Genomic DNA, 19,431 nt, shown 5'->3' with positions numbered 1-19,431 from the left:
CCGGCCGCTCCAGTCGTGCGGCACGGGCTAAGTCTGTCAAACAATCGCCTTGCGGCGCGTCACGCGGGCTGGGGCTGTGCTCAGGGGGTGACGAGGGTGCCGATGGGCTCGCCCTGGATGGCGCGGGTGATGTTGCCCTCGCCCTCCATCCCGAACACCCGCATCGGAAGGCCGTTCTCCATGCAGAGGCTGAACGCGGCCGCGTCCACGACCTTGAGGCCCTGCTGCAGCGCCTGGGCGTAGGTCACCGTGTCGAGCTTGCGCGCGTTCGGGTTGGAGCGCGGGTCGGAGTCGTAGACCCCGTCGACGCCGCTCTTGGACATGAGCACCATGTCGCAGTGGCACTCGAGAGCACGCTGGGCGCTCACGGTGTCGGTGGAGAAGTACGGCATACCGGCTCCCGCACCGAAGATCACGGCGCGCCCCTTCTCGAGGTGGCGGATCGCGCGACGCGGGATGTAGGGCTCGGCCACCTGCCCCATGGCGATGGCGGTCTGCACGCGGGTGTCGATGCCTTCCTTCTCGAGGAAGTCCTGCAGCGCAAGGCAGTTCATGACGGTGCCGAGCATCCCGATGTAGTCGGCACGCGCGCGGTCCATGCCCTTCTGCTGGAGCTCAGCGCCGCGGAAGAAGTTGCCGCCACCGACGACGATCGCCACCTGCGCACCGCTCCGGATGGCCTCGGCGATCTGCCCGGCGATGCCACGCACGACGTCGGGGTCCACCCCGACGTTGCCGCCACCAAAAACCTCTCCACTGAGCTTCAGAAGAACCCGTCGCGGCCGCGCCCCCGTGGTGGTGGGAGCGGGCTGGGTCTGGACGTCAGTGGTCACCGTGCCTCCTCGGCTGTGTCTGCTGGCGGTGCATCGAATCCTCGCACACGGCGACTGGGACCGTCGCCTCCGGGTTGGCACACTGTGAGCGTGAGCCAGACCCCGGAAGTCCGCGACAGCCACCCAGCCCCCGTCACCGTCGCCATCACGCGCCGGGTGCGGCCCGAGGACGAACTCCTCATGCGCGCGTGGGCCGACGCCGGAACCCAGATGGCGAGCCATTTCCCGGGGTTCCTGGGCTCCGGGTGGGTGCGTCCGTCCCGGCAGTCGACGGACTGGCACATGCTCTATCGGTTCGACTCGCGCGAGTCCCTCACGACGTGGCAGGAGTCCACCGAACGCAACCGGTGGCTCACGGCCGGCACCAACCTCGTCGAGGACACGAGGGTCGAGCACCGCACCGGCATCGAGGGTTGGTTCGACGAACCCACGGAGCACGCAGTCGATGACCTCGCGTCCACTCCGCCTCCCCCAGCCCCGCCGCGCTGGAAGCAGATGGTGGTCATCTGGCTTGCGTTCTTCCCCACCTCGGTGGCGCTGACCTATCTCTTCGCGCCGTTCACCGGCGGCTGGCCCGCGTGGGCGCGCGTCCTGCTGTCCACGATCGTCGCGACGCCACTCATGACCTACCTCCTGCTCCCCCGGATGACGAAGCTCTTCCACCCCTGGCTCGTCCGCGGGCTCCCCACCGACTGATTGCCCGTTCGGCCAGTGAGGAGCGCAGCGACGAACTGGCCGAACGGGCAATCAGTCGTCGAGGGTGAGCGGGCCACAAACGCAGGTATGCCGTCCGCTCGGGTGAGCGGACGGCATACCTGATGCTGTTTCCAGCGGGAGTCAGACCAGCAGGTCAGCCACCGACGCGGAAACGCGCGAAGGACTTCGCGGTGGCGCCGGCCTCCTCGAGGACCTTGGCGACGGTCTTCTTCGGCTCCTTGGCGAACGGCTGCTCGAGCAGGACGTTCTCCTTGAAGTAGCCGTTGACGCGACCCTCGACGATCTTGGGGAGCGCAGCCTCGGGCTTGCCCTCCTCCTTGGCCGTGGCCTCGGCGACGCGACGCTCGTTCTCGACCGTCTCGGCCGAGACCTCGTCACGCGTGAGGACCGTGGGGCTGAACGCGGCGATGTGCATCGCGACGTCGCGGGCCACCGACTCGTCGCCACCGTCGGTCGCCACGAGGACGCCGATCTGGGCGGGGAGGTCGGGGCTCGTCTTGTGCTGGTAGGCAGCCACGACCGGGGCCTCGACGCGAGCAACGCGCTTGACCTCGATCTTCTCGCCGATCGTCGCGTTGGACGCGTCGAGGAGCTCCTGAACCGTCTGGCCGTCGGCCAGCGTGCTCGCGAGGAGCTCGTCGGCGGAGGTGGCCTTGGTGTCCACGGCCTGCGTGAAGACCTGGTCGGCGAGGGCGATGAACTTCTCACCCTTGGCGACGAAGTCGGTCTCGCAGAGGACCTCGACGAGCGTGCCGACGCCACCCTCGGCCTTGGCGATGACCAGGCCGTTGGAGGTCGCGCGACCCTCACGCTTGGTCACGCCCTTGAGGCCCTTGACCCGCAGGATCTCGGTGGCCTTGGCGTGGTCGCCGTCGGCCTCGTCGAGAGCCTTCTTGACGTCGAGCATGCCGGCACCCGTGGACTCACGGAGCGCCTTGATGTCAGCGGCGGTGTAGTTCGCCATGTGTGTATGCGCTTCTTTCTCTTGAAAGACGGACGGAGAAGGTGAAGTGGCTCAGGCCTGCTCGGCCGGGGCCTCGACAGGAGCCTCGACAGCGGCCTCAGCCTCGACGGGAGCCTCGACGGGAGCCTCGGCCGGAGCCGCGTCCACAGCGTCGGCTGCTGCAGTCTCGCCGGCCTCCGGGGCCACGGCCTCGGCGGTCTCAGCAGCAGCCTCGGCGTCGCCACCCAGGAGCTCGCGCTCCCACTCGGCCAGCGGCTCCTCGCCAGCGCCCTCGGCGTCAGCAGCGGCGTTGCCACCGGAGCGGGAGATGAGGCCCTCGGCGACGGCGTCGGCGATGACCCGCGTCAGCAGCGTGACGGAGCGGATCGCGTCGTCGTTGCCGGGGATCTTGTAGTCGACCTCGTCGGGGTCGCAGTTGGTGTCGAGGATCGCGATGACGGGGAGCCCGAGCTTGCGCGCCTCGTCAACGGCGAGGTGCTCCTTCTTGGTGTCGACGATCCACACGGCGGACGGCACCTTGGACATGCCGCGGATGCCACCGAGGGTCTTGTCGAGCTTGTCGCGCTCACGCTTGAGGAGCAGGAGCTCCTTCTTGGTGCGGCCGGAGCCGGCAACGTCGTCGAAGTCGATCTCGTCGAGCTCGACGAGGCGGGTCAGACGCTTGGAGATCGTCTGGAAGTTGGTGAGCATGCCACCGAGCCAGCGGTGGTTCACGTAGGGCATGCCGACACGCGTCGCCTGCTCGGCGATGGGCTCCTGGGCCTGCTTCTTGGTACCGACGAAGAGGATCGAGCCACCGTGGGCAACGGTCTCGCGAACGAACTCGTACGCGTTGTTGATGTAGGTCACCGACTGCTGCAGGTCGATGATGTAGATCCCGTTGCGCTCGGTCATGATGAAGCGCTTCATCTTCGGGTTCCAGCGACGGGTCTGGTGCCCGAAGTGGACGCCGCTCTCGAGGAGCTGGCGCATGGTGACGACGGCCATGCCGTGTTCTCCTTGTGCTTGTTTCAGTTACGTCGGCGGCGCACGGGTCGTGCACTGCCTGCCTGGCGTCCTGACACACCCCGCCGTATGCCGTGTGGCTCCGGACTGTCGTGGCGTGCCCCGCTTCGTGGTGGTCCAGTCAGCGGAGAGTGACGCGCGAATTAGGTCAGCGTGGGCATGCAGACATGCAGACACACGAAGACCGCCCTCGATCGTACGCGCGAACTGCCCGTTCGGGAAATTCGGTGGTGCCTGGAAGCCCCCGTAGGCTCGCCCTTCGTGTCACGCCTGGGGGAGATCATCGCGCCGGCCCGTCTGGGTCGACCGTTTCGATGGAACCTGGCGTCGGTGTGGGCGAGCAATCTCGGCGACGGAATCGCCCTGGCAGCCGGTCCCCTCCTCGTCGCATCGCTGACCCGCAACCCCGCGCTGATCGCGGCGGCCGTGATCGTCCAGAGGGCGCCCAGCCTGATCTTCTCCCTGTATGCCGGTGCGCTGGCCGATCGGGTCAGCCGCACTCGGCTCGTGGTCGTGTCCAACGTCCTGCGCGCCCTGATTGTCGGCGTGCTGGCGGCGACGGTCGCGACGGATCTCGTCACCATCTGGGTCGTCCTGGCCTCCCTCTTCCTTGTCGGGGTGGCCGAGCAGTTCGCCGATGCCGGGACCCGCTCTGTGCTTCCCCTGCTCGTCCACCGCGACGACCTCGCCGTGGGCAACTCACGGGTCATGGCCGGCTACCTCGTCGCCAACGACTTGCTGGGTCCGCCCATCGGTGCCTTCCTCTTCGCGGCCGGAATGGCACTGCCCTTCGGCGCCCAAGCGGCGGCCGTCCTCCTCGCCGCGTGGCTCTTCAGCCGGATCGAACTGCCGGCACCTGACAGCGGCGAACGGCCGGACACCCACATTCGGGACGACATCGTCGAGGGCCTCCGCTGGATCCGCCACAACGCGCCCGTGCGGACCCTGTCCATCGTCATCTTCGTCTTCAACCTCACCTGGGGTGCGCCCTGGGGCATCCTCGTGCTCTGGGCCCAGGAACGCCTGGGAGTGGGCGCGGTCGGCTTCGGGGTGCTCTCCACGGCGTCGGCAGCGGGAGGCATCGTGGCCATCCTCGGGTTCGACGCCCTTCAGGCCCGGGTGTCGCTCGCGACGCTCATGAAGGTCTGCCTGGCGCTGGAGGTCGTGGTGCATCTCGCGCTGGCACTCACGACGGCGCACTGGCTGGCACTCGTCCTGATGTTCGTCTTCGGCTGCTACGCCTTCGTCTGGGGTTCGGTCTCCACCACGGTGCGACAGCGGGCGACCCCGATGGAGTTCCAGGGTCGGGTGGGCTCGGTCTACTGGTTCGGACTCGTCGCTGGGCTGCTCGTCGGTCAGGCACTCGGCGGACTCATCGCGACCCAATGGGGTGTGGCCGCGCCGTTCTGGTTCGCCTTCGTCGGAGCCGGGTTGACCCTGGTGGTCATGTGGCGGCAGCTCGACTCCATCGCGCACGCCGGTGATGACGATCCCGACCTCGCCGCTGCGCCCTCCAGCACCCCCTGACAAGGGACACTGACGGCATGGACGACGTGCTGCGGGTGGTGCTGATCGCGATCGGCGTGGTCCTCGCGCTCTTCCTCGTGGTGGTCGGGTTCCTCATGTGGCGCTACCGGATCCCGCCGCGCGGGGTGGTCGCCCTGGCCACGGCGGGCTTCTATCTCGTCGTTCCGGTCGACGTCGTCCCGGAAGCCGTCCTCGGGCCACTCGGGCTGGCCGACGACGCGGGCGTCGTCGCCATGGCTGTCCTGTTCGCCCTGCGGGTCGCGCGGGCTCGCAAGGTGCTGCGCGACTCCGGCGTCGACCTCACACGCAGGCAACGCAGCAGACCACGACCCGGAAGTCGTGGGATGACGCGGCAATAACCCCGTCACGCAACGCCTTCCCCGCCATCAGGCTTCGACCTCAGAGGTGCTTGAGGGCCTCGCGACGGCTCAGGCCGGAGATCCGGTGGGTGTGCCGGTCGACGAATTCTTGGACCCACACCGGATCGGTCTTCGCGTACTGCCGCAGTGCCCACCCGATCCCCTTCCGGATGAAGAACTCGCGGTCGTCGAGGTTCGGCTCGATGACCGCCTCGAGCAAGTCCGTGTCGGTCCGGTCCTTGTGCCGCAACTGGCTGATGATCGCCGAACGACGGAGCCACAGGTCGTCCCGCTCCGACCAGTCGCGCATCCGCATCCCCTCCCCCTCCGGATCAAGGAGCAGCACCTCCCCCACGACGTTCGACAGCTCGTCGACGAGGTCCCACCACGCACCGGACACGATGAGGTGCTCGATCAGGGGCATGACGTCCGGGTCCCGCCACGAACGGTAGGTGCGATGGCGGAGAAGGTCGAGTGCGGCATACCTCTCCTCTCGGAACTCGGCCGAGTCCCAGAGTGAGCGGACGGCTCGCTCCCATGAGGCCCTCGACTCGAGACGCATCGCGGAGTCCGCGAGGATCGGGCGCACGAGCGCACGACGCTCTGGTGACGTGACGCCGAGGAACGGCATCGCGCTCTTCATGTATGCCTGTTGACCCACGGCACGGTCGGCGTCGGCGCCGCTTCGCAGCGCAGCCCGCAACGCGTCGATGAGTTCACTCACCTGGCCCGACATGGCTTGAGCCTAGGCGCGCCCTCTGACGCGTAGCCTGCGAGACATGGGTTCCCCACTGGTGCAGCGGATGCAGGGCTTCGGATCGACGATCTTCGCTGAGATGTCGGGCCTGGCGAACGAGCACGGCGCGCTCAACCTCGGCCAGGGTTTCCCCGACACGGACGGACCGCAGGAGGTGCTCGACGCTGCGAAGGCAGCGATCGACGGCGGCCGCAACCAGTACCCACCGGGAGCTGGCGTCCCCGAACTCCTCGACGCTATTGCGGTGCACCAGAAGCGTTTCTACGGACTGGAGATCGACCCGGGCAGCGAGGTGCTCGTGACCGTCGGTGCCACGGAAGCGATCGCGGCGACGATTCTCGCGCTGTGCGAACCCGGCGACGAAGTGGTCACGTTCGAGCCGTACTACGACTCGTATGCCGCGTCGATCGCTCTCGCGGGAGCAGTCCGGCGGACGTCGGTGTTGCGGTTCCCCGACTTCGCGATCGACGAGGAGTCACTGCGGGCCGCCTTCTCCTCGCGCACGCGTCTTGTCCTGCTCAACACACCGCACAACCCCACGGGCAAGGTCTTCACGCGCGCTGAACTCGAGCTGATCGCCGACCTCGCCCGGGAGTACGACGCGTGGGTTGTGACCGATGAGGTCTACGAACACCTCGTCTTCGACGGCCTGGAGCACGTGCCGATGGCGACAGTGCCCGGCATGGCCGAACGGACCCTGACGATCTCGTCCGCTGGCAAGACCTTCTCGACAACGGGGTGGAAGGTCGGCTGGGTGAGCGGTCCTGCCGAGGCAGTCGCGGCTGTCCGGACGGTGAAGCAGTTCCTCACCTATGTCGGGTCGGGACCGTTCCAACCGGCCATCGCAGTGGGGCTGGGTCTCGATGACTCCGTGTATGCCGGCCTCTCCCGTTCCCTGTCCGCCAAGCGTGACGTGTTGGTCGCCGCCTTGCGCGACATCGGGCTGAGCGTGTCCATGCCGAGCGGGACCTACTTCGTCATTGCCGATGTCGCGCCGCTCGGAGCCACCGACGCGCTGACCTGGTGTCGCGAGCTGCCGGCGCGCGCAGGTGTCGCGGGCGTGCCGGTCTCGGTGTTCCACGACGATGTCGACGCCGCGCGGACGCTGGTGCGGTTTGCCTTCTGCAAGGAGGACGCAGTGCTGCGTGAGGCGGCGCAGAGGCTGTCGACGCTCCGCGCCTGAGTCGAGCGTTCGCGGCTTGTCCACAGGTGGCACCTCGACGCTCTGACCGTCCACAGATTCCGATGTGCGGATGGTGCGCCGGGAATGTCGGCATGAGGCTCGAGCCATGTCGATCACCATTTCTCTGCAGCGCACGCTCCTCGTGCTCGGCGTCGCCGGCAGCATCGTTCCGGGTCTCACCGGTGGACCAGCGCGCGCGCCAGCGGCGGATTCGTCGACAACGGGCGCTGCGGCGTCGGCCGCCCCTCTGGTCGACGTCGCAGCGCTGCGCAGGACATGGTCCTGGCCCCTGGCACCGAGACCAGAGGTCCTGGCACCGTTTGTCGCGCCCCGCTCGACCTACGGTGCCGGACACCGTGGTCTCGATGTCGCGGCGAGGCAAGGGCAGGAGGTCCGTTCCGTGGAGGGCGGGGTCGTCACTCACGTGGGAGTCATCGCGGGCAGAGGGACGGTGAGCGTGACCCACGAGTCAGGGCTGCGCAGCACCTACGAACCCGTCCGCGGACTCGTCTCGAGAGGAGACGTCGTCACGGATGGCCAACGCATCGGTCAGGTGCTCGGCAGGTCACACTGCGGCGGGTCGTGCCTGCACCTGGGGGCGATCGACGGCTCCCGATACGTCGACCCACGGCCGCTCCTCGGAGGGGGCCCGGTGATCCTCTTGCCGCTGCTCGACGAGTGAGAGGGGGCGGTGTTCAGCCGCGGGTCAGCGGACAGTGGGCCACGCGTTGGGGGTGCACCCATCGAGGCCCTTGGACTGCTGGAGCATGATCGGGGCGGCCTTGCCCTTGCCCGAACATTCGACGTGCCCGTGATAGAGCGCGTGCCCCATCTCGTGGTTGACGAGGTACTGACGGTAGGCATCGAGGTTGCCGGCGTACCCCGGCACACCCAGCTGCCAGCGCTTGAGGTTGAGCACGACCTGACGCCCGTTGAAGCACGACACCTCACCCCGCGTCTTGAGCGGGGCACAAAGCTTGTCGGTCAGGGTGGGGCTCGCGAGAACGACCGTCACGTCGACGTCCCCGGCCGCAAGATCAGGCACGGAGACTGCACGGAACCGGACTCCGTCGCGCGTCTGCCAACCACGAGCGTCCCCGAGCGTCGACGAGATCACCTTGGCGGCTTCGGCGCTGTCGACGCCAGTTCCCCGTTCGACCTTGAATCCCACACGCAGGGTGCGCGTGGGATTGACCGTCGGAGCCGCGATGGCGGGGAGCGCGGCAGCGCCGAGCTTGCCCGAGCCCGACGTCGGCACCGTCACCCCCGGCTGGGGTGTGACGCTGGGCGCGGCGGTGAAGTCCTCGACTGCGGGTGCCGGCTGTGAACTCGCGCGCGCCAGTGCGGCCGACGCCAGATCGGCCGTGCTGCGACCGGGTGCACTGGACTCGGCGCTGGGCCACAGGGACCAGAGGGCAAGTGCCAGGGTCGTCGTGAGCCCGAGAGCGGCGATCAGTCGACGACGGGCAAAAGTGCTGGCAGACGCTCCGCGGCGCGGTTCATCGCGTCGCCGGGATCGTCCTGCCCGCTGCTGGCCAGGCGGCACCATCTCGACCGGCCTCGTGCGGCGATCGTCGTTCCGGTGCTGCTCGTCCGGATGCCGAGCGTGCGCGACCGTGTCCCGCCCCTCGCGCACGTCACGCCCCTCCCGCGGGTCGCGACGTTCACGGCTCTCGGGCGCGCCACGCTCACCGCGGCGTCCGACCGACGCTGCACGGTCGTCGCGACCGCGAACGCTGCGACCGCGGTCGCCTCGGCCCCGCCCACCGCGCCGTGATGCGGCCCGACGCTGCTCCTCAGCCGCACGGCGCAGATCGGCCCGGCGCACGGTGGGAGGCTCGTCGTGGTGGGAAGCCCGCAAGGGCGGCTCGCTCACCCAGTCGGGTACGCCGATGTCGTCAGGCACGCGGGTGCGCCTGTGCGTAGGAAGCGGTGAGTCGTTCAATGGAGACATGGGTGTAGATCTGCGTCGTCGAGAGGGATGCGTGACCCAGCAGTTCCTGAACCATGCGCAGATCGGCGCCGCCCTCGAGGAGGTGCGTCGCTGCACTGTGGCGAAGCCCGTGGGGTCCAAGGTCCGGGGCATCGGGGACGTGGATCAACATGTCGTGGACGAGGGTACGCACTTGTCGGGGGTCGATGCGACGACCCCGGCGTCCGAGAAAGAGACCTGGGCCACATTGGTCGATGGCGAGCCGCGGTCGACCGCGCACCAGCCAGCTCTCCAGCGCATGACGAGCCGGGTGACCGAACGGCACACGGCGCTCCTTGTCGCCCTTGCCGATGACCCGGACGACGTCCTTGTCGAAGTCCACGTCATCGACGTCAAGGCCCGTGAGCTCACTCACCCGGATCCCCGTGGCATAGAGCAACTCGAGGATCGCGAGGTCACGAATGTGCACAGGATCGTCATCGTCGGCAGCAACCGCGGCGACATCGAGCAGGCCTGCCGCGTCGGCCTTCCCGAGCACCGGGGGCAGGGTTCGATGCCTCTTGGGTGCCGCGAGCCGCAGCGACGGGTCCGACTCGACGTGACCCTGCCGAGTCGCCCAGGCGAAGAACGTCCTCAGGGACGCCGAACGTCGCGCAATCGTGGCTCGCGCTGCGCCTGCACCGGAGAGATCGCCCAGCCAGGCCCGCAGGTCGGCGAGTCGAACGTCTCCCAGCGGCGTCTCGGAGTCACCATCGAGGTGCGCGAAGAAGTCACGCAAGTCACCGAGGTAGGCCCTGACGGTGTGGGGTGAGCGGCCGCGCTCAGCACGCAGGTGACGCTCGAACGCGTCAACCGTGTCCTGTCTGCGTGGACTCACACCCTCCACCGTCTCATCAGGCGGCACCCGGTTCAATCACCGGCCCGGCGGGTCCGACGGTCGACTACCGCTCTTGGTCCCTTCGACGCGACCCTGCGGAACCTTGCGCCACCCCTCCCCGCGTCGTTCCACGAGGCCGAGCACGCTCAACCGCCCGAGGACACTGAGCAGGGTGGCTGGGTCGAGAGCCGTGAGTCGTTCCAGCTTCGTGAGATCAGCGGAGGTGCGCACGGGGACGGCGGACCACACTGCTCGCGCCGTGTCGTCGAGTTCCGACTCGAGCGTGACGGGGGCGCGGGCCGGCTCGACCGCGTCGAAGCCCAGGCGCCCCATGACGTCGAGCACCTCCGCCGAGTCAGTCACGAGCGTCGCCCCCGTCTCCCGAAGGAGGGTGTGGCACCCCGCCGACTGCACCGACGTGACCGGCCCCGGAACGGCGGCGACGTGTCGGGAGAGCTCGCGGGCCTCCTTGGCGGTGTTGAGCGACCCAGAGCGCAGCCCCGCCTCCACGACGACCGTGCCCACGCTCATCGCGGCGATGAGCCGGTTCCGGGCGATGAAGCGGGCGCGATAGGGCGCCCAGCCGGGCGGGAGCTCGCTGACAACAACACCATTCGCCGCGATGTCGCGAAGGAGACCGTCATGGGCCTGTGGATAGGGCCGGTCGAGGCCACGAGCCAGAACGGCGACTGTCGGCCCGCCTGCTGCCAAGGAGCCACGGTGCGCGGCTGCGTCGATCCCGAAGGCCGCACCGGACACCACCGTGACACCGCGGTGGGCGAGCCCCTCCCCGAGATCTGCAGCAACGGACAGGCCGTAGGACGTCGCGGCGCGAGACCCCACCACCGCGACGCTGCCGTCGGCGATGGACAGGTCGAGATCGCCCTTGACGTAGAGGCAGATCGGCGGCTCTGCCAACTGGTCGAGGCCGGGTGGCCACTCGTCGTCGCCCGGGATCACCACCCGCACGTGGAGTCGTGCCAAGGCGTGCCGAGCCTGAGAGATGTGGAGTGCCTCGATGCGCTGCGCGTAGCGCCCGCCATCGGGTTCGGCCCCGGCCAGGAGCCGCTCCAGCGCGTCCACGGCTCCGTGTGCGCGGATCGCGTCGCGGGCCATCACCGTTTGCGGCTCGACGATGCGGCTCCAGGCCATGCGTGCCCAGCGCTCGTCACGAAGGACCTCCCCTCCCGGCACCTCCCCCCAGGTCCGCTGACTCATGCCGCCGCCTTCCCGTGGGACCGAAGGGTGAACGCGAGCCCCACATCATCGGCACTTGGGGTCGTTCGCCCGAAGCGGTCGGCGACACTCCACGCGAGTCGCAGCGTCCGGTCGTAGCCACGCAGGGTGAGGGCGCCATGGTCGAGAGCTCGGTCGATCGACGCCGTGACCGCGCCACCGAGCCGCCAGGGGCGCCTCCGCAGGGCATGTCCAGGCACGTGCGCGTTGGTCGGCCACCCGTGCCTCACCCAGCGCTCCACCTGGGCGGCTCGGGCACACAGCACCCGTTCGAGGACCACAGCGCTGGGTTCGCCGTGGTCGTCGCCGAAGGCGGCGCGGGAGACAGGCGGCACGATGACCTGGATGTCGACGCGGTCGATGAGGGGCCCCGACAACTTCGCCTGATAGCTCCTCAACTCGAGTGCCGAACACACACAGTCGATGCCCTTGCCCCACGCCCGCCCGCACGGGCACGGATTGGTGGCGAGCACCAGTTGGAACTGCGCTGGATAACGCACCAGTTGCTTGGCCCGCGCGATCGTCACCTCACCGGACTCGAGCGGCTGCCGGAGTTGCTGCAGCACGGAGGTCTTGAACTCCCCTGCTTCATCGAGGAAGAGCACTCCGCAGTGCGCTCTGGAGATCGCGCCGGGAAGCACGACACCGGACCCACCTCCGGAGATTGCGGCCACGGACGCGCTGTGGTGTGGAGCCACGAACGGTGGTGTCAGGTCAAGCTCGCTCGCTCGGATGGCATCGCCGGTGAGGGACCGGATCGCATGTGTCTGCAGCGCTTGGTCACGCGACAGGGGCGGGAGGATGGTCACGAGCCGCTCGGCCAGCATGGTCTTGCCCACGCCGGGTGGGCCGTTCATCAGGAGGTGGTGTTGCCCCACGGCGGCCAGCTCGAGCGCGAGCCGAGCCTCCGCTTGGCCCACGACATCGCAGAGGTCGACGGAGCGACGTCCTTCCTCGGCGTCGTCATGGACATGCTCGGCCACGGGCAACGACGCGAACCCTGAGCGGACGGCATACCACTCCACCAAGGTCGCGAGGTTGGCCGCGCTGTGCACGGTGACCCCGTCGACGAGCTGCGCCTCGGCGACATTGGCGGGCGGGACCACGACATGCCGGATGCCTGCCTTCGCCACAGCAAGGACCGAGGGCAGGATGCCACGCACGCCGCGCACGCTGCCGTCGAGCCCGAGTTCGCCGAGATGCGCGACACCGGCGATCCGTCGGGCGTCGACAACTCCCGCGGCGGCCAGGGTTGCGAGGGCGATCGCCACGTCGAAGCCGGTCCCCTGCTTGGGGATCGAGGCCGGCGACAGATTGACGGTGATGCGTTGAGGCGGCAGCGGGTAGCCGCTCGTCGCGGCCGCGGATCGCACGCGATCCGGTGCCTGTCCGCATGCCTTGTCGGGCAGGCCGGTCACGCTGAAGTGAGGCAACTGCGCCGAGATGTGGGCCTCGACATCGACGAGCCTCCCCTCGAGCCCGGTGAGGGCGACGCACAGAGTCCGGCCCAGTTTCACGCTCACGACCCCACCGCCACGACATGCCGCAGGACCGGGCGACGACCCCGCTCCGCCAACACCCCGACGACATCGATGCGCACGTCGGGCACGGTGCCCGGCCGCGACCGCAGGTATGCCGCCGCCAGACGGCGCAGCCGTCTCGCCTTCTCGTGGGTCACCGCCTCGAGCGGGTCTCCCACGCCGGTGCCTGCGCGGGTCTTGACCTCGCACACGACGAGGCAGTCGCCGTCGAGCGCCACGATGTCGATCTCGCCCTCCGCGCAGCGCCAGTTCCGGTCAAGGATCCGCATCCCCCGCTCCCGCAGGTAGCGCGTCGCCAAGTCCTCGCCATATCGCCCCAGGGCCCTCTGTCCGTCCATGCCCTCGAGCCTGTGCTGCGGGGAGGCGGCCGTGCCATCCCCAAAAGCCCGTTCTGTGGACGGCGTCGACCGCACACCACGCCTGTGGACGACGCGGCGTGCTCAGAGGGGCTCAGGAGCTCAGAAGTCGCCCTTGGGCAGTTGGAGCTCGGACTTGGCGAGTTCCTCGACGTTGACGTCCTTGAACGTCACCACCCGGACCTGCTTCACGAAACGAGCGGGTCGATAGATGTCCCAGACCCAGGCGTCCGCCATGGTCACGTCGAAGAAGACTTCGCCACCGTCGCTCCGCACCTTGACGTCGACGGAGTTGCACAGATAGAAGCGGCGCTCGGTCTCGACGACGTGGGAGAAGAGTCCGACCACATCGCGGTACTCGCGGTAGAGGGCGAGCTCCATCTCGCTCTCGTACTTCTCGAGGTCCTCTGCGCTCATGCGTCCCCTGTTTCGTGGTCGTGTCGTCCGACGGCGGCCCTCACCATCTCCGGTGCGCCCACCATCTCAGGTGCGGCGGCCACCTCGCCGATCATTCCGGCGATGTCGCCCCCATCATCCACCGTTCCCGGAAGGCGCCAGGACCGTCGGTGCAGTTCGCACGGACCCATTGTCCGGAGGGCCTCGAGATGCTCCGGAGCCGAGTAGCCCTTGTTGAGGTCCCACGCATAGGCGGGGTGGTCGGGCGCGAGGTCGACCATGATCCGGTCGCGCGCGACCTTCGCGAGAACGCTGGCCGAGGCCACCGAAGAGCACTTGAGGTCGGCCTTGATCATCGTCGTCACCGGCGGCGCGTGTGGCGCGTCCTCCGACGCGAAGGCGAGCAGCCCCATCTCGTCCGGTTCGGTGAGCCAGTCGTGGTTGCCGTCGAGGATCACGAGGTCGGGGACCACGCCGAGGTCCGCAAGCGCGCGCTGCCCGGCCAGCCGGAGGGCGGCGATGATGCCGATCGCATCGATCTCGGCCGGTGAAGCGTGGCCCACGGCGTGCGCCAACGCCCACCGCCTGATCCTCGGCACCATGGCCTCACGGGCGTGTGGCTGGAGGAGCTTGGAGTCACGCACGCCTTGCGGCGCCGAGCGACACGTCTCGTCGATCACGACGACGCCCACGGTCACGGGTCCGGCGAGCGCCCCGCGCCCCACCTCGTCCATCCCCGCGAGCAGCGGGTAGCCATCGCGTTGCAGCGCGCGCTCAACCCGCAGGTTCGGCTTGCGGGAACGGATCGGTGCAGCCATGACGGGTGGGTGCTTGTCCTTCGGTCGTGCGGTGACCCGGGCGGGCCGGGTCTCGGGTGAATCAGGGGCTTGTCGACGGTGCCGGCGTGGCAGAGGTGGCGGACCCGGGAGCTGTGGCAGATCCCGGCGGCGGCACCTCGGCAAACGTGGACTCGGCCCGATCGAGCCATCCGCCGCGGTCGAACGGCCAGACGATGGCGACGGCTCGACCGGTGATGCGGTCGATCGGCACCGAGCCGTCGGCGCCAGTGCCCTTCGGGTCGTGGAAGCGTGAGTCCTCCGAGTCGCCACGGTGGTCGCCCATGACCCAGACCTTGCCCTCGGGCACGGTGATCTCGAAGTTGATCGAACTGGGGACGTCGCCAGCCTTGACGTAGGTCTCGTCGACGGCGACGCCGTTGACGATGAGCCGGCCCTGGTCATCGCAGCACCGGATCTTGTCGCCCGGCATCCCGATGACCCGCTTGATGAGGTGGTTGTCGGACGTGTTGGGCAGCAGCCCGACGAACGACAACACCCGCTCGATGCCGTCCCGCACGGGACCGTGGCTCACTTCGGGCATCGACTGCAGCCAGTCGCCCGGGTCCTCGAAGACGACGACGTCGCCGCGATGGAGGTCGACGACTCCCGGCACGAGCTTGTTGACGACGACCCGGTCGTTGAGGATCAGCGTGTCCTCCATCGACCCCGACGGGATGTAGAACGCCTGGACGAGCCACGTCTTGACGACGAAGGACAGGGCCAGTGCCATGGCCACGACAACGATGAACTCCCGGATCGCGGCCCCTGCCGCTCCCACCGCGCCACGTCCACGTCCGGTGCCCTGCGACCCGTCCGCCGAGAGATTCCCGGGCGGGACGTCGTGGCCCGTCCCCTCGACGCGCCCGTCGGGGTCGAACTGACCCGGTTCGAACCGGGCCTCGTGGCTCGTCATCACTGTGTTCCGTGCTCTCAGGGCTGGGTGGTGGGAAATGGGTTCGGGGCGCCCATCCGGCTCGGGGGCCAGATGCGCGTGAGGACGCGACCGATGATGGCTTCACCGTCGACCGTGCCGTCGCTGGACTCCGAACCTGCACCGACGTGGGTGCGTGAGTCCGTGACAGTGTCCGGGTCGTCGCTCAACAGGAAGTATCGCCCCTGCGGCACGGTGATCCGAAACGGTGGGGCCGCGTCGGCGAGCCGTGGACCGACGGCAGCCCCGTTGACCGTCACCTGCCCCGATTCGCAGCAGACCACGACATCGCCCCCGGAGGCGACGACGCGACCGAGCACGGACTTCTCTCCGAGGTCGATACCGAGGGCTCCCGAGGCCGAGCCGAGCACCCGCCCGATGAGTCCGTCATCGGTGTGCGTTGCCCGATCCGGTCCGGGCCAGGCCGAGGTCACATCCGCGGCGACCACGTCGCCGACCGACGGCCCGCCCACCTTGCCGACGAGGACCCGGTCCCCCTCGGAAAGGCTCGGTGACATCGAGTCGCTCGCCACGGCATACGGCTGCAGGAGGAACGCGCGCACGAGCATCACGGCCAGGACACCCGCCCCGAGGAGCATGGGGACCCGGGCACGACTCGACCCGGCCCCCGCCGTGGTGGCGGGAACCGGGTCGGTGTCATGGGTGGCCGGGGACGTCATCGTGTCGATGCTAGTCGCCGGACCTTGGAAGACGGAGTGGGCGTCTTCCGTGGTGGAGCTCAGCTGGCCGGGGTCTCGCGCTTCTCCTTGATCTTGGCCGCCTTGCCGCGCAGGTCGCGCAGGTAGTAAAGCTTCGCGCGACGGACGTCACCGCGGGTCACGACCTCGATGTGGTCGATGACGGGCGTGTGGAGCGGGAAGGTGCGCTCGACACCGACGCCGAAGGAGACCTTGCGGACCGTGAAGGTCTCACCGAGGCCGCCACCGTGGCGACGGATGACGATGCCCTTGAACACCTGGACACGCGAGCGCGTGCCTTCGATGACCTTGACGTGCACGTTGACCGTGTCACCGGCGCGGAAGGCGGGGATGTCCTCGCGCAGGGAGGCCTTGTCCAGCTCGTCGAAACGCTGCATGACTGCTTCGCTTTCTGTGCGGTGCCACAGGTCACCCACGGTGTGTGTTGCTTCGTCTGATTGGTGGTGCGCTCGTCACGGCCTCATGCGTGGCGACTCCAGCGGTGCCGGAGCGCTCTGCACTCCCCCTGTGGCGGGGGCGTTGTGCGACGGACGCAAGGGGCAAGTTTGCCAGAGCACCCGGCATACCGAGAAATCGGCGGGGCGCGACGGCTCCTAGGACGTGGAGGGTTCGGCGCGGTGGGGTCGAGCGCGTCGCTGGGCGTTCGCAATCAGGACGATGTCAGGATCGACCTTGTCCTCGCCGCCCCGCAGCCGGATGAGCAACTTGGCGGACTCGATCTGGTCGCGCGTGACCTTGACGATGCGCTCACTCATGTGCGGCTCCTCTCCCTGCTTCGTCTCCATCATCCTCCACAACTCGCACGTCGTCCACGAGCATTCCCTCGGAGCCGAGGCCGACCTCGTCACCTTCTTGGTCGAACCGCGCGTGGGCGAGCAGGATGTCCTCGAGGAGTCGGCGGTCCTCGGGCGAGGTGAGGTCGCTGTTGACCATCGCACCGAGCACGATGCGGCCGAAGTGGCGGCGGCGGAACGAGTCGTCCGAGTTGAGGTCAGCCAGGGCTGCCGTGAACCGGCGCCCCCATTCCTCACGCGCGCTGGCCCTCTCACGTTGGGTCAGGTCCTTGGCTGCTGTTTCCGCCTCCGCCTGGGTGTCACGGCGCGCGGCATAGAAGCTCGCCCCCGAGCCCACGGCTGCGCCGACGAACGCGAGAATTGCTGGCCACCACTCCCCTGTCATGCCCCAAGGATGCCTTGGCGCGCCGACACCTCCGCGTCGGGGGCGCGGCCTACGTTTGCGGCATGAGCATCGATCCGGGGGTGGCCCGTCGCCCTTGCGTGCGTCGCGCTTCTCGCGCTGACGCTGATCATGTATGCCGTGGGGCGCCTTCCCCACCCGCGTGCCACTCTCGTCGCGGCTGGGCGGGCAGTGCTCCAACTCGGGTTGGCGGCCCTCGTCATCACCGCCGTCGCGGAGAACCTGGCGCTGTCCGTGCTGCTGCTGTGCTTCATGTTCGCGGTGGCGGTGTTCACGACGACACGAAGGGTCGAGGCCGCGGCGGTGTGGCCGTGGACCACAGTGGCGATGCTCGCCGGATTGCTGCCCGTCGTGGCGATCATCCTGCTCACCGGCACCGTGCCGCTCGAGGGCATCGCGCTCATCCCGATCGTCGGCATCATTCTCGGCAACACGATGAACGGTCACACCCTCGTCGGCCGCCGGGCCTTCGCCGCGCTGCGCGAGGAGACGGGACAGTACGACGCCGGCCTCTCCCTCGGTTTGACCCGTGGTCAGGCGATCGCCGAGATCATCGACCGGCGGCTGCCCGAGGCGCTCATCCCGGGGCTGGACCAGGTGAAGACTGCTGGGGTCGTGACCTTGCCGGGTGCGTTCATAGGGGTGCTGCTCGGCGGCGGGTCACCGGCTCAGGCCGCAGCGGCGCAAGTGCTCGTGCTGCTCGGCATCATGGCGGCGCAGACGACGACCACGGTCGTGGCCGGGCGCCTCATCCGCGGGGCCCATCTGCTCCCCGCTGACCTGCACGCCCGCCTCCGCCCCTAGACGACCGGGGTGGCTTCAGGGACGGCGTTCAGGACCGCGTTGGCGAACTTTCGGTTGCGGCCGTAGTCGACGGCCGGCCCGAACCACGGGCATTCGCCCGCGCGAGCCCACACGGTCACGAGTCCGGCGCTGTCTCCGTGAGCCACGACCTGAATGGTGATGTCGTGACGACCCCCGTGTCGCCACGTCGTGGCTTCGAGCGTGTGCGTGTCGATGAGGCGGAATGCCCTGAAGCCCTCGGCGACCAGTGGGGCGTGGATGCTCGTCCAGATGGCCGGACCGGGAGCCTTGGACATGGCCTGGCCGAAACTCGACGAGCCGGGACTCGCCGGCCCGGCTGCCGCCCGGACAGCCCTCCTGTTGATCAGGACCGCAACGACCCCAACCGCGGCGACGGTGAGGAGTGCCGTCAGACCCCAGAGGGCGCCAGCCCTGACGTCGGACCGGGCGCCGGCCTGCCCCACCCCGATGGCGACCGCGGGCACGACGTTGACACCGAGCACCCACGGCCAGAAGGCGCGCCGGGCCGTCCGGACGGCCTGTTCGTGTGCCGCTCGAAGGTCGACCGGCTGACGTGGGAGCGTCGGCGCCCACTGTGTCGTCATGGGTGCAAGATAGCGCCCGGCCCAGCCCCGAGCGTGCCGTTGGGTCAGACGGCCGGGGTTGCTCCGGGGACGGCGTTCAGCACCGCGTTGGCGTGGCGCCGGTTGCGTCCGTAGTCCAGCCACTGGAGCGGGAAGGCCGGGCGCGCCCACGCCGTCACGACTCCGCGCCCGTCGTGCGTACCTTCGATCCGCACCGTGATGCTCTCGCCCCAGCTCGCCATCGACAGCGAACGGGCCGAGTTCACCGTCTGCGGGTCGACCGCGCGAGGTGGGGTGAACTTCTGAGCCGCGAGGACGGCATACACGGCCTCCCACACCTGAGCGGCAGGTGCGGTGGTCACCACCTGACCGAAGCTCGATGGCCCCTTCCCGGCCGGCCCCTCGTGCTTCTGCTCCTTCGCGGCCGAGATGATCATCGGGATCACCAGCAGGAGCAGCACCGCGAGGAAGGCCACGGCACCCAGGGCCATGCCTCCAACGCCTCCCTCGACCGCCCAGACCACCAGCCCGACGAACAGGCCAAACGCCCCGAGAGTCCCGATGGCCGCGAGTTTGCCGATCCGGGTCTGCCGCACCATCGCTTCATGGGCAGCGCGGAGGTCTGGTGGGTTGAGCTGGACGGCCGGCTGATGAGGGGTGGTCACCGGGGCAG

At 68.9% G+C, this 19,431-nt stretch carries 24 protein-coding genes; 6 read left to right on the top strand and 18 right to left on the bottom strand.

Annotated features, from left to right (window positions below; translation table 11 throughout):
* Window positions 1-80: 80 nt before the first annotated feature.
* Window positions 81-833: a UMP kinase gene (pyrH, locus tag N802_RS12590; RefSeq protein ID WP_035916749.1), complete on the bottom strand. Its 753-nt coding sequence runs from the start codon at window positions 831-833 to the stop codon at window positions 81-83.
* Window positions 834-923: 90 nt separating this feature from the next.
* On the opposite strand from pyrH, the gene N802_RS12585 reads away from it, so the two are divergent.
* Window positions 924-1,529, top strand: a complete 606-nt coding sequence (locus N802_RS12585; RefSeq protein ID WP_052109908.1) for an antibiotic biosynthesis monooxygenase — start codon at window positions 924-926, stop codon at window positions 1,527-1,529.
* 154 nt (window positions 1,530-1,683) lie between these two features.
* On the opposite strand, the gene tsf is transcribed toward N802_RS12585, so the two are convergent.
* Complete coding sequence (gene tsf, locus N802_RS12580) at window positions 1,684-2,514, bottom strand: translation elongation factor Ts (protein ID WP_035916747.1); 831 nt, start codon at window positions 2,512-2,514, stop codon at window positions 1,684-1,686.
* 51 nt (window positions 2,515-2,565) lie between these two features.
* Complete coding sequence (rpsB, locus tag N802_RS12575; RefSeq protein WP_035916743.1) at window positions 2,566-3,501, bottom strand: 30S ribosomal protein S2; 936 nt, start codon at window positions 3,499-3,501, stop codon at window positions 2,566-2,568.
* 279 nt (window positions 3,502-3,780) lie between these two features.
* Between rpsB and N802_RS12570 the strand changes: the two genes are divergently transcribed.
* Together N802_RS12570 and N802_RS12565 are read left to right on the top strand one after the other, a co-directional pair.
* Window positions 3,781-5,046 carry an MFS transporter gene (locus tag N802_RS12570; protein WP_035916741.1) on the top strand — a complete coding sequence of 422 codons (1,266 nt, stop codon included), beginning with the start codon at window positions 3,781-3,783 and terminating at the stop codon, window positions 5,044-5,046.
* 17 nt (window positions 5,047-5,063) lie between these two features.
* Entirely contained in the window at window positions 5,064-5,405 is a 342-nt protein-coding gene (locus tag N802_RS12565) for a DUF1232 domain-containing protein (RefSeq protein ID WP_052109907.1), read from the top strand.
* A gap of 40 nt (window positions 5,406-5,445) precedes the next feature.
* On the opposite strand, the gene N802_RS12560 is transcribed toward N802_RS12565, so the two are convergent.
* On the bottom strand, window positions 5,446-6,141 hold the full coding sequence (locus N802_RS12560; protein WP_035916738.1) for a DNA alkylation repair protein: 696 nt from the start codon (window positions 6,139-6,141) through the stop codon (window positions 5,446-5,448).
* 43 nt (window positions 6,142-6,184) lie between these two features.
* On the opposite strand from N802_RS12560, the gene N802_RS12555 reads away from it, so the two are divergent.
* Both N802_RS12555 and N802_RS12550 read left to right on the top strand, forming a co-directional pair.
* Window positions 6,185-7,345 (top strand): pyridoxal phosphate-dependent aminotransferase, encoded by a 1,161-nt coding sequence (locus N802_RS12555; protein ID WP_156971394.1) that lies wholly within the window; start codon window positions 6,185-6,187, stop codon window positions 7,343-7,345.
* Window positions 7,346-7,451: 106 nt separating this feature from the next.
* Complete coding sequence (locus tag N802_RS12550) at window positions 7,452-8,027, top strand: murein hydrolase activator EnvC family protein (RefSeq protein ID WP_084072182.1); 576 nt, start codon at window positions 7,452-7,454, stop codon at window positions 8,025-8,027.
* Between the two features lie 24 nt (window positions 8,028-8,051).
* On the opposite strand, the gene N802_RS19510 is transcribed toward N802_RS12550, so the two are convergent.
* The 12 genes from N802_RS19510 to N802_RS12490 all read right to left on the bottom strand — a co-directional run bounded on the left by N802_RS19510 (window position 8,052) and on the right by N802_RS12490 (window position 17,352).
* On the bottom strand, window positions 8,052-9,251 hold the full coding sequence (locus tag N802_RS19510; RefSeq protein ID WP_156971393.1) for a DUF3152 domain-containing protein: 1,200 nt from the start codon (window positions 9,249-9,251) through the stop codon (window positions 8,052-8,054).
* On the bottom strand, window positions 9,244-10,155 hold the full coding sequence (locus N802_RS12535) for a tyrosine recombinase XerC (protein ID WP_245613929.1): 912 nt from the start codon (window positions 10,153-10,155) through the stop codon (window positions 9,244-9,246). Before N802_RS12535 ends, N802_RS19510 begins: the two co-directional genes overlap by 8 nt.
* Before the next feature lie 36 nt (window positions 10,156-10,191).
* The gene (gene dprA, locus N802_RS12530) at window positions 10,192-11,373 is read right to left on the bottom strand and encodes a DNA-processing protein DprA (RefSeq protein WP_052109905.1); all 1,182 of its coding nucleotides are present in this window, start codon (window positions 11,371-11,373) and stop codon (window positions 10,192-10,194) included.
* A complete protein-coding gene (locus tag N802_RS12525; protein WP_084072180.1) occupies window positions 11,370-12,914 on the bottom strand; it encodes a YifB family Mg chelatase-like AAA ATPase in 1,545 nt (514 codons plus the stop codon). Before N802_RS12525 ends, dprA begins: the two co-directional genes overlap by 4 nt.
* The gene (locus tag N802_RS12520) at window positions 12,911-13,270 is read right to left on the bottom strand and encodes a YraN family protein (protein WP_035916723.1); all 360 of its coding nucleotides are present in this window, start codon (window positions 13,268-13,270) and stop codon (window positions 12,911-12,913) included. Before N802_RS12520 ends, N802_RS12525 begins: the two co-directional genes overlap by 4 nt.
* Window positions 13,271-13,390: 120 nt before the next feature.
* Window positions 13,391-13,705: a DUF2469 domain-containing protein gene (locus N802_RS12515; protein ID WP_035916721.1), complete on the bottom strand. Its 315-nt coding sequence runs from the start codon at window positions 13,703-13,705 to the stop codon at window positions 13,391-13,393.
* A complete protein-coding gene (locus tag N802_RS12510; RefSeq protein WP_052109904.1) occupies window positions 13,702-14,502 on the bottom strand; it encodes a ribonuclease HII in 801 nt (266 codons plus the stop codon). The genes N802_RS12515 and N802_RS12510 overlap by 4 nt, the downstream gene beginning before the upstream one ends.
* Before the next feature lie 61 nt (window positions 14,503-14,563).
* Window positions 14,564-15,436 (bottom strand): signal peptidase I, encoded by an 873-nt coding sequence (lepB, locus tag N802_RS12505; protein WP_035916718.1) that lies wholly within the window; start codon window positions 15,434-15,436, stop codon window positions 14,564-14,566.
* Between the two features lie 17 nt (window positions 15,437-15,453).
* Window positions 15,454-16,134: a signal peptidase I gene (gene lepB / locus N802_RS12500; protein WP_035916717.1), complete on the bottom strand. Its 681-nt coding sequence runs from the start codon at window positions 16,132-16,134 to the stop codon at window positions 15,454-15,456.
* A gap of 59 nt (window positions 16,135-16,193) precedes the next feature.
* Window positions 16,194-16,550, bottom strand: coding sequence for a 50S ribosomal protein L19 (gene rplS, locus N802_RS12495; RefSeq protein WP_035916893.1), 357 nt, complete (start codon window positions 16,548-16,550; stop codon window positions 16,194-16,196).
* Between the two features lie 216 nt (window positions 16,551-16,766).
* The gene (locus N802_RS20245) at window positions 16,767-16,928 is read right to left on the bottom strand and encodes a hypothetical protein (protein WP_156971391.1); all 162 of its coding nucleotides are present in this window, start codon (window positions 16,926-16,928) and stop codon (window positions 16,767-16,769) included.
* Window positions 16,921-17,352, bottom strand: coding sequence for a hypothetical protein (locus N802_RS12490; protein ID WP_035916715.1), 432 nt, complete (start codon window positions 17,350-17,352; stop codon window positions 16,921-16,923). Before N802_RS12490 ends, N802_RS20245 begins: the two co-directional genes overlap by 8 nt.
* A gap of 129 nt (window positions 17,353-17,481) precedes the next feature.
* Here N802_RS12490 and N802_RS12485 point away from each other — a divergent pair, with 129 nt between their 5' ends.
* Window positions 17,482-18,174 carry an ABC transporter permease gene (locus tag N802_RS12485; protein ID WP_035916714.1) on the top strand — a complete coding sequence of 231 codons (693 nt, stop codon included), beginning with the start codon at window positions 17,482-17,484 and terminating at the stop codon, window positions 18,172-18,174.
* Here the strand turns inward: N802_RS12485 and N802_RS12480 are convergent.
* Complete coding sequence (locus tag N802_RS12480; RefSeq protein WP_035916712.1) at window positions 18,171-18,779, bottom strand: hypothetical protein; 609 nt, start codon at window positions 18,777-18,779, stop codon at window positions 18,171-18,173. The genes N802_RS12485 and N802_RS12480 overlap by 4 nt on opposite strands.
* Before the next feature lie 44 nt (window positions 18,780-18,823).
* Window positions 18,824-19,423 carry a hypothetical protein gene (locus N802_RS12475; RefSeq protein WP_156971390.1) on the bottom strand — a complete coding sequence of 200 codons (600 nt, stop codon included), beginning with the start codon at window positions 19,421-19,423 and terminating at the stop codon, window positions 18,824-18,826.
* Between the last annotated feature and the right edge of the window lie 8 nt (window positions 19,424-19,431).

This window comes from Knoellia sinensis KCTC 19936, assembly GCF_000768705.1.
GTDB classification, from domain to species: domain Bacteria; phylum Actinomycetota; class Actinomycetes; order Actinomycetales; family Dermatophilaceae; genus Knoellia; species Knoellia sinensis.
Note: the sequence above shows the minus strand (reverse complement) of the source record. Positions and strands in the feature narration are given on the sequence as shown.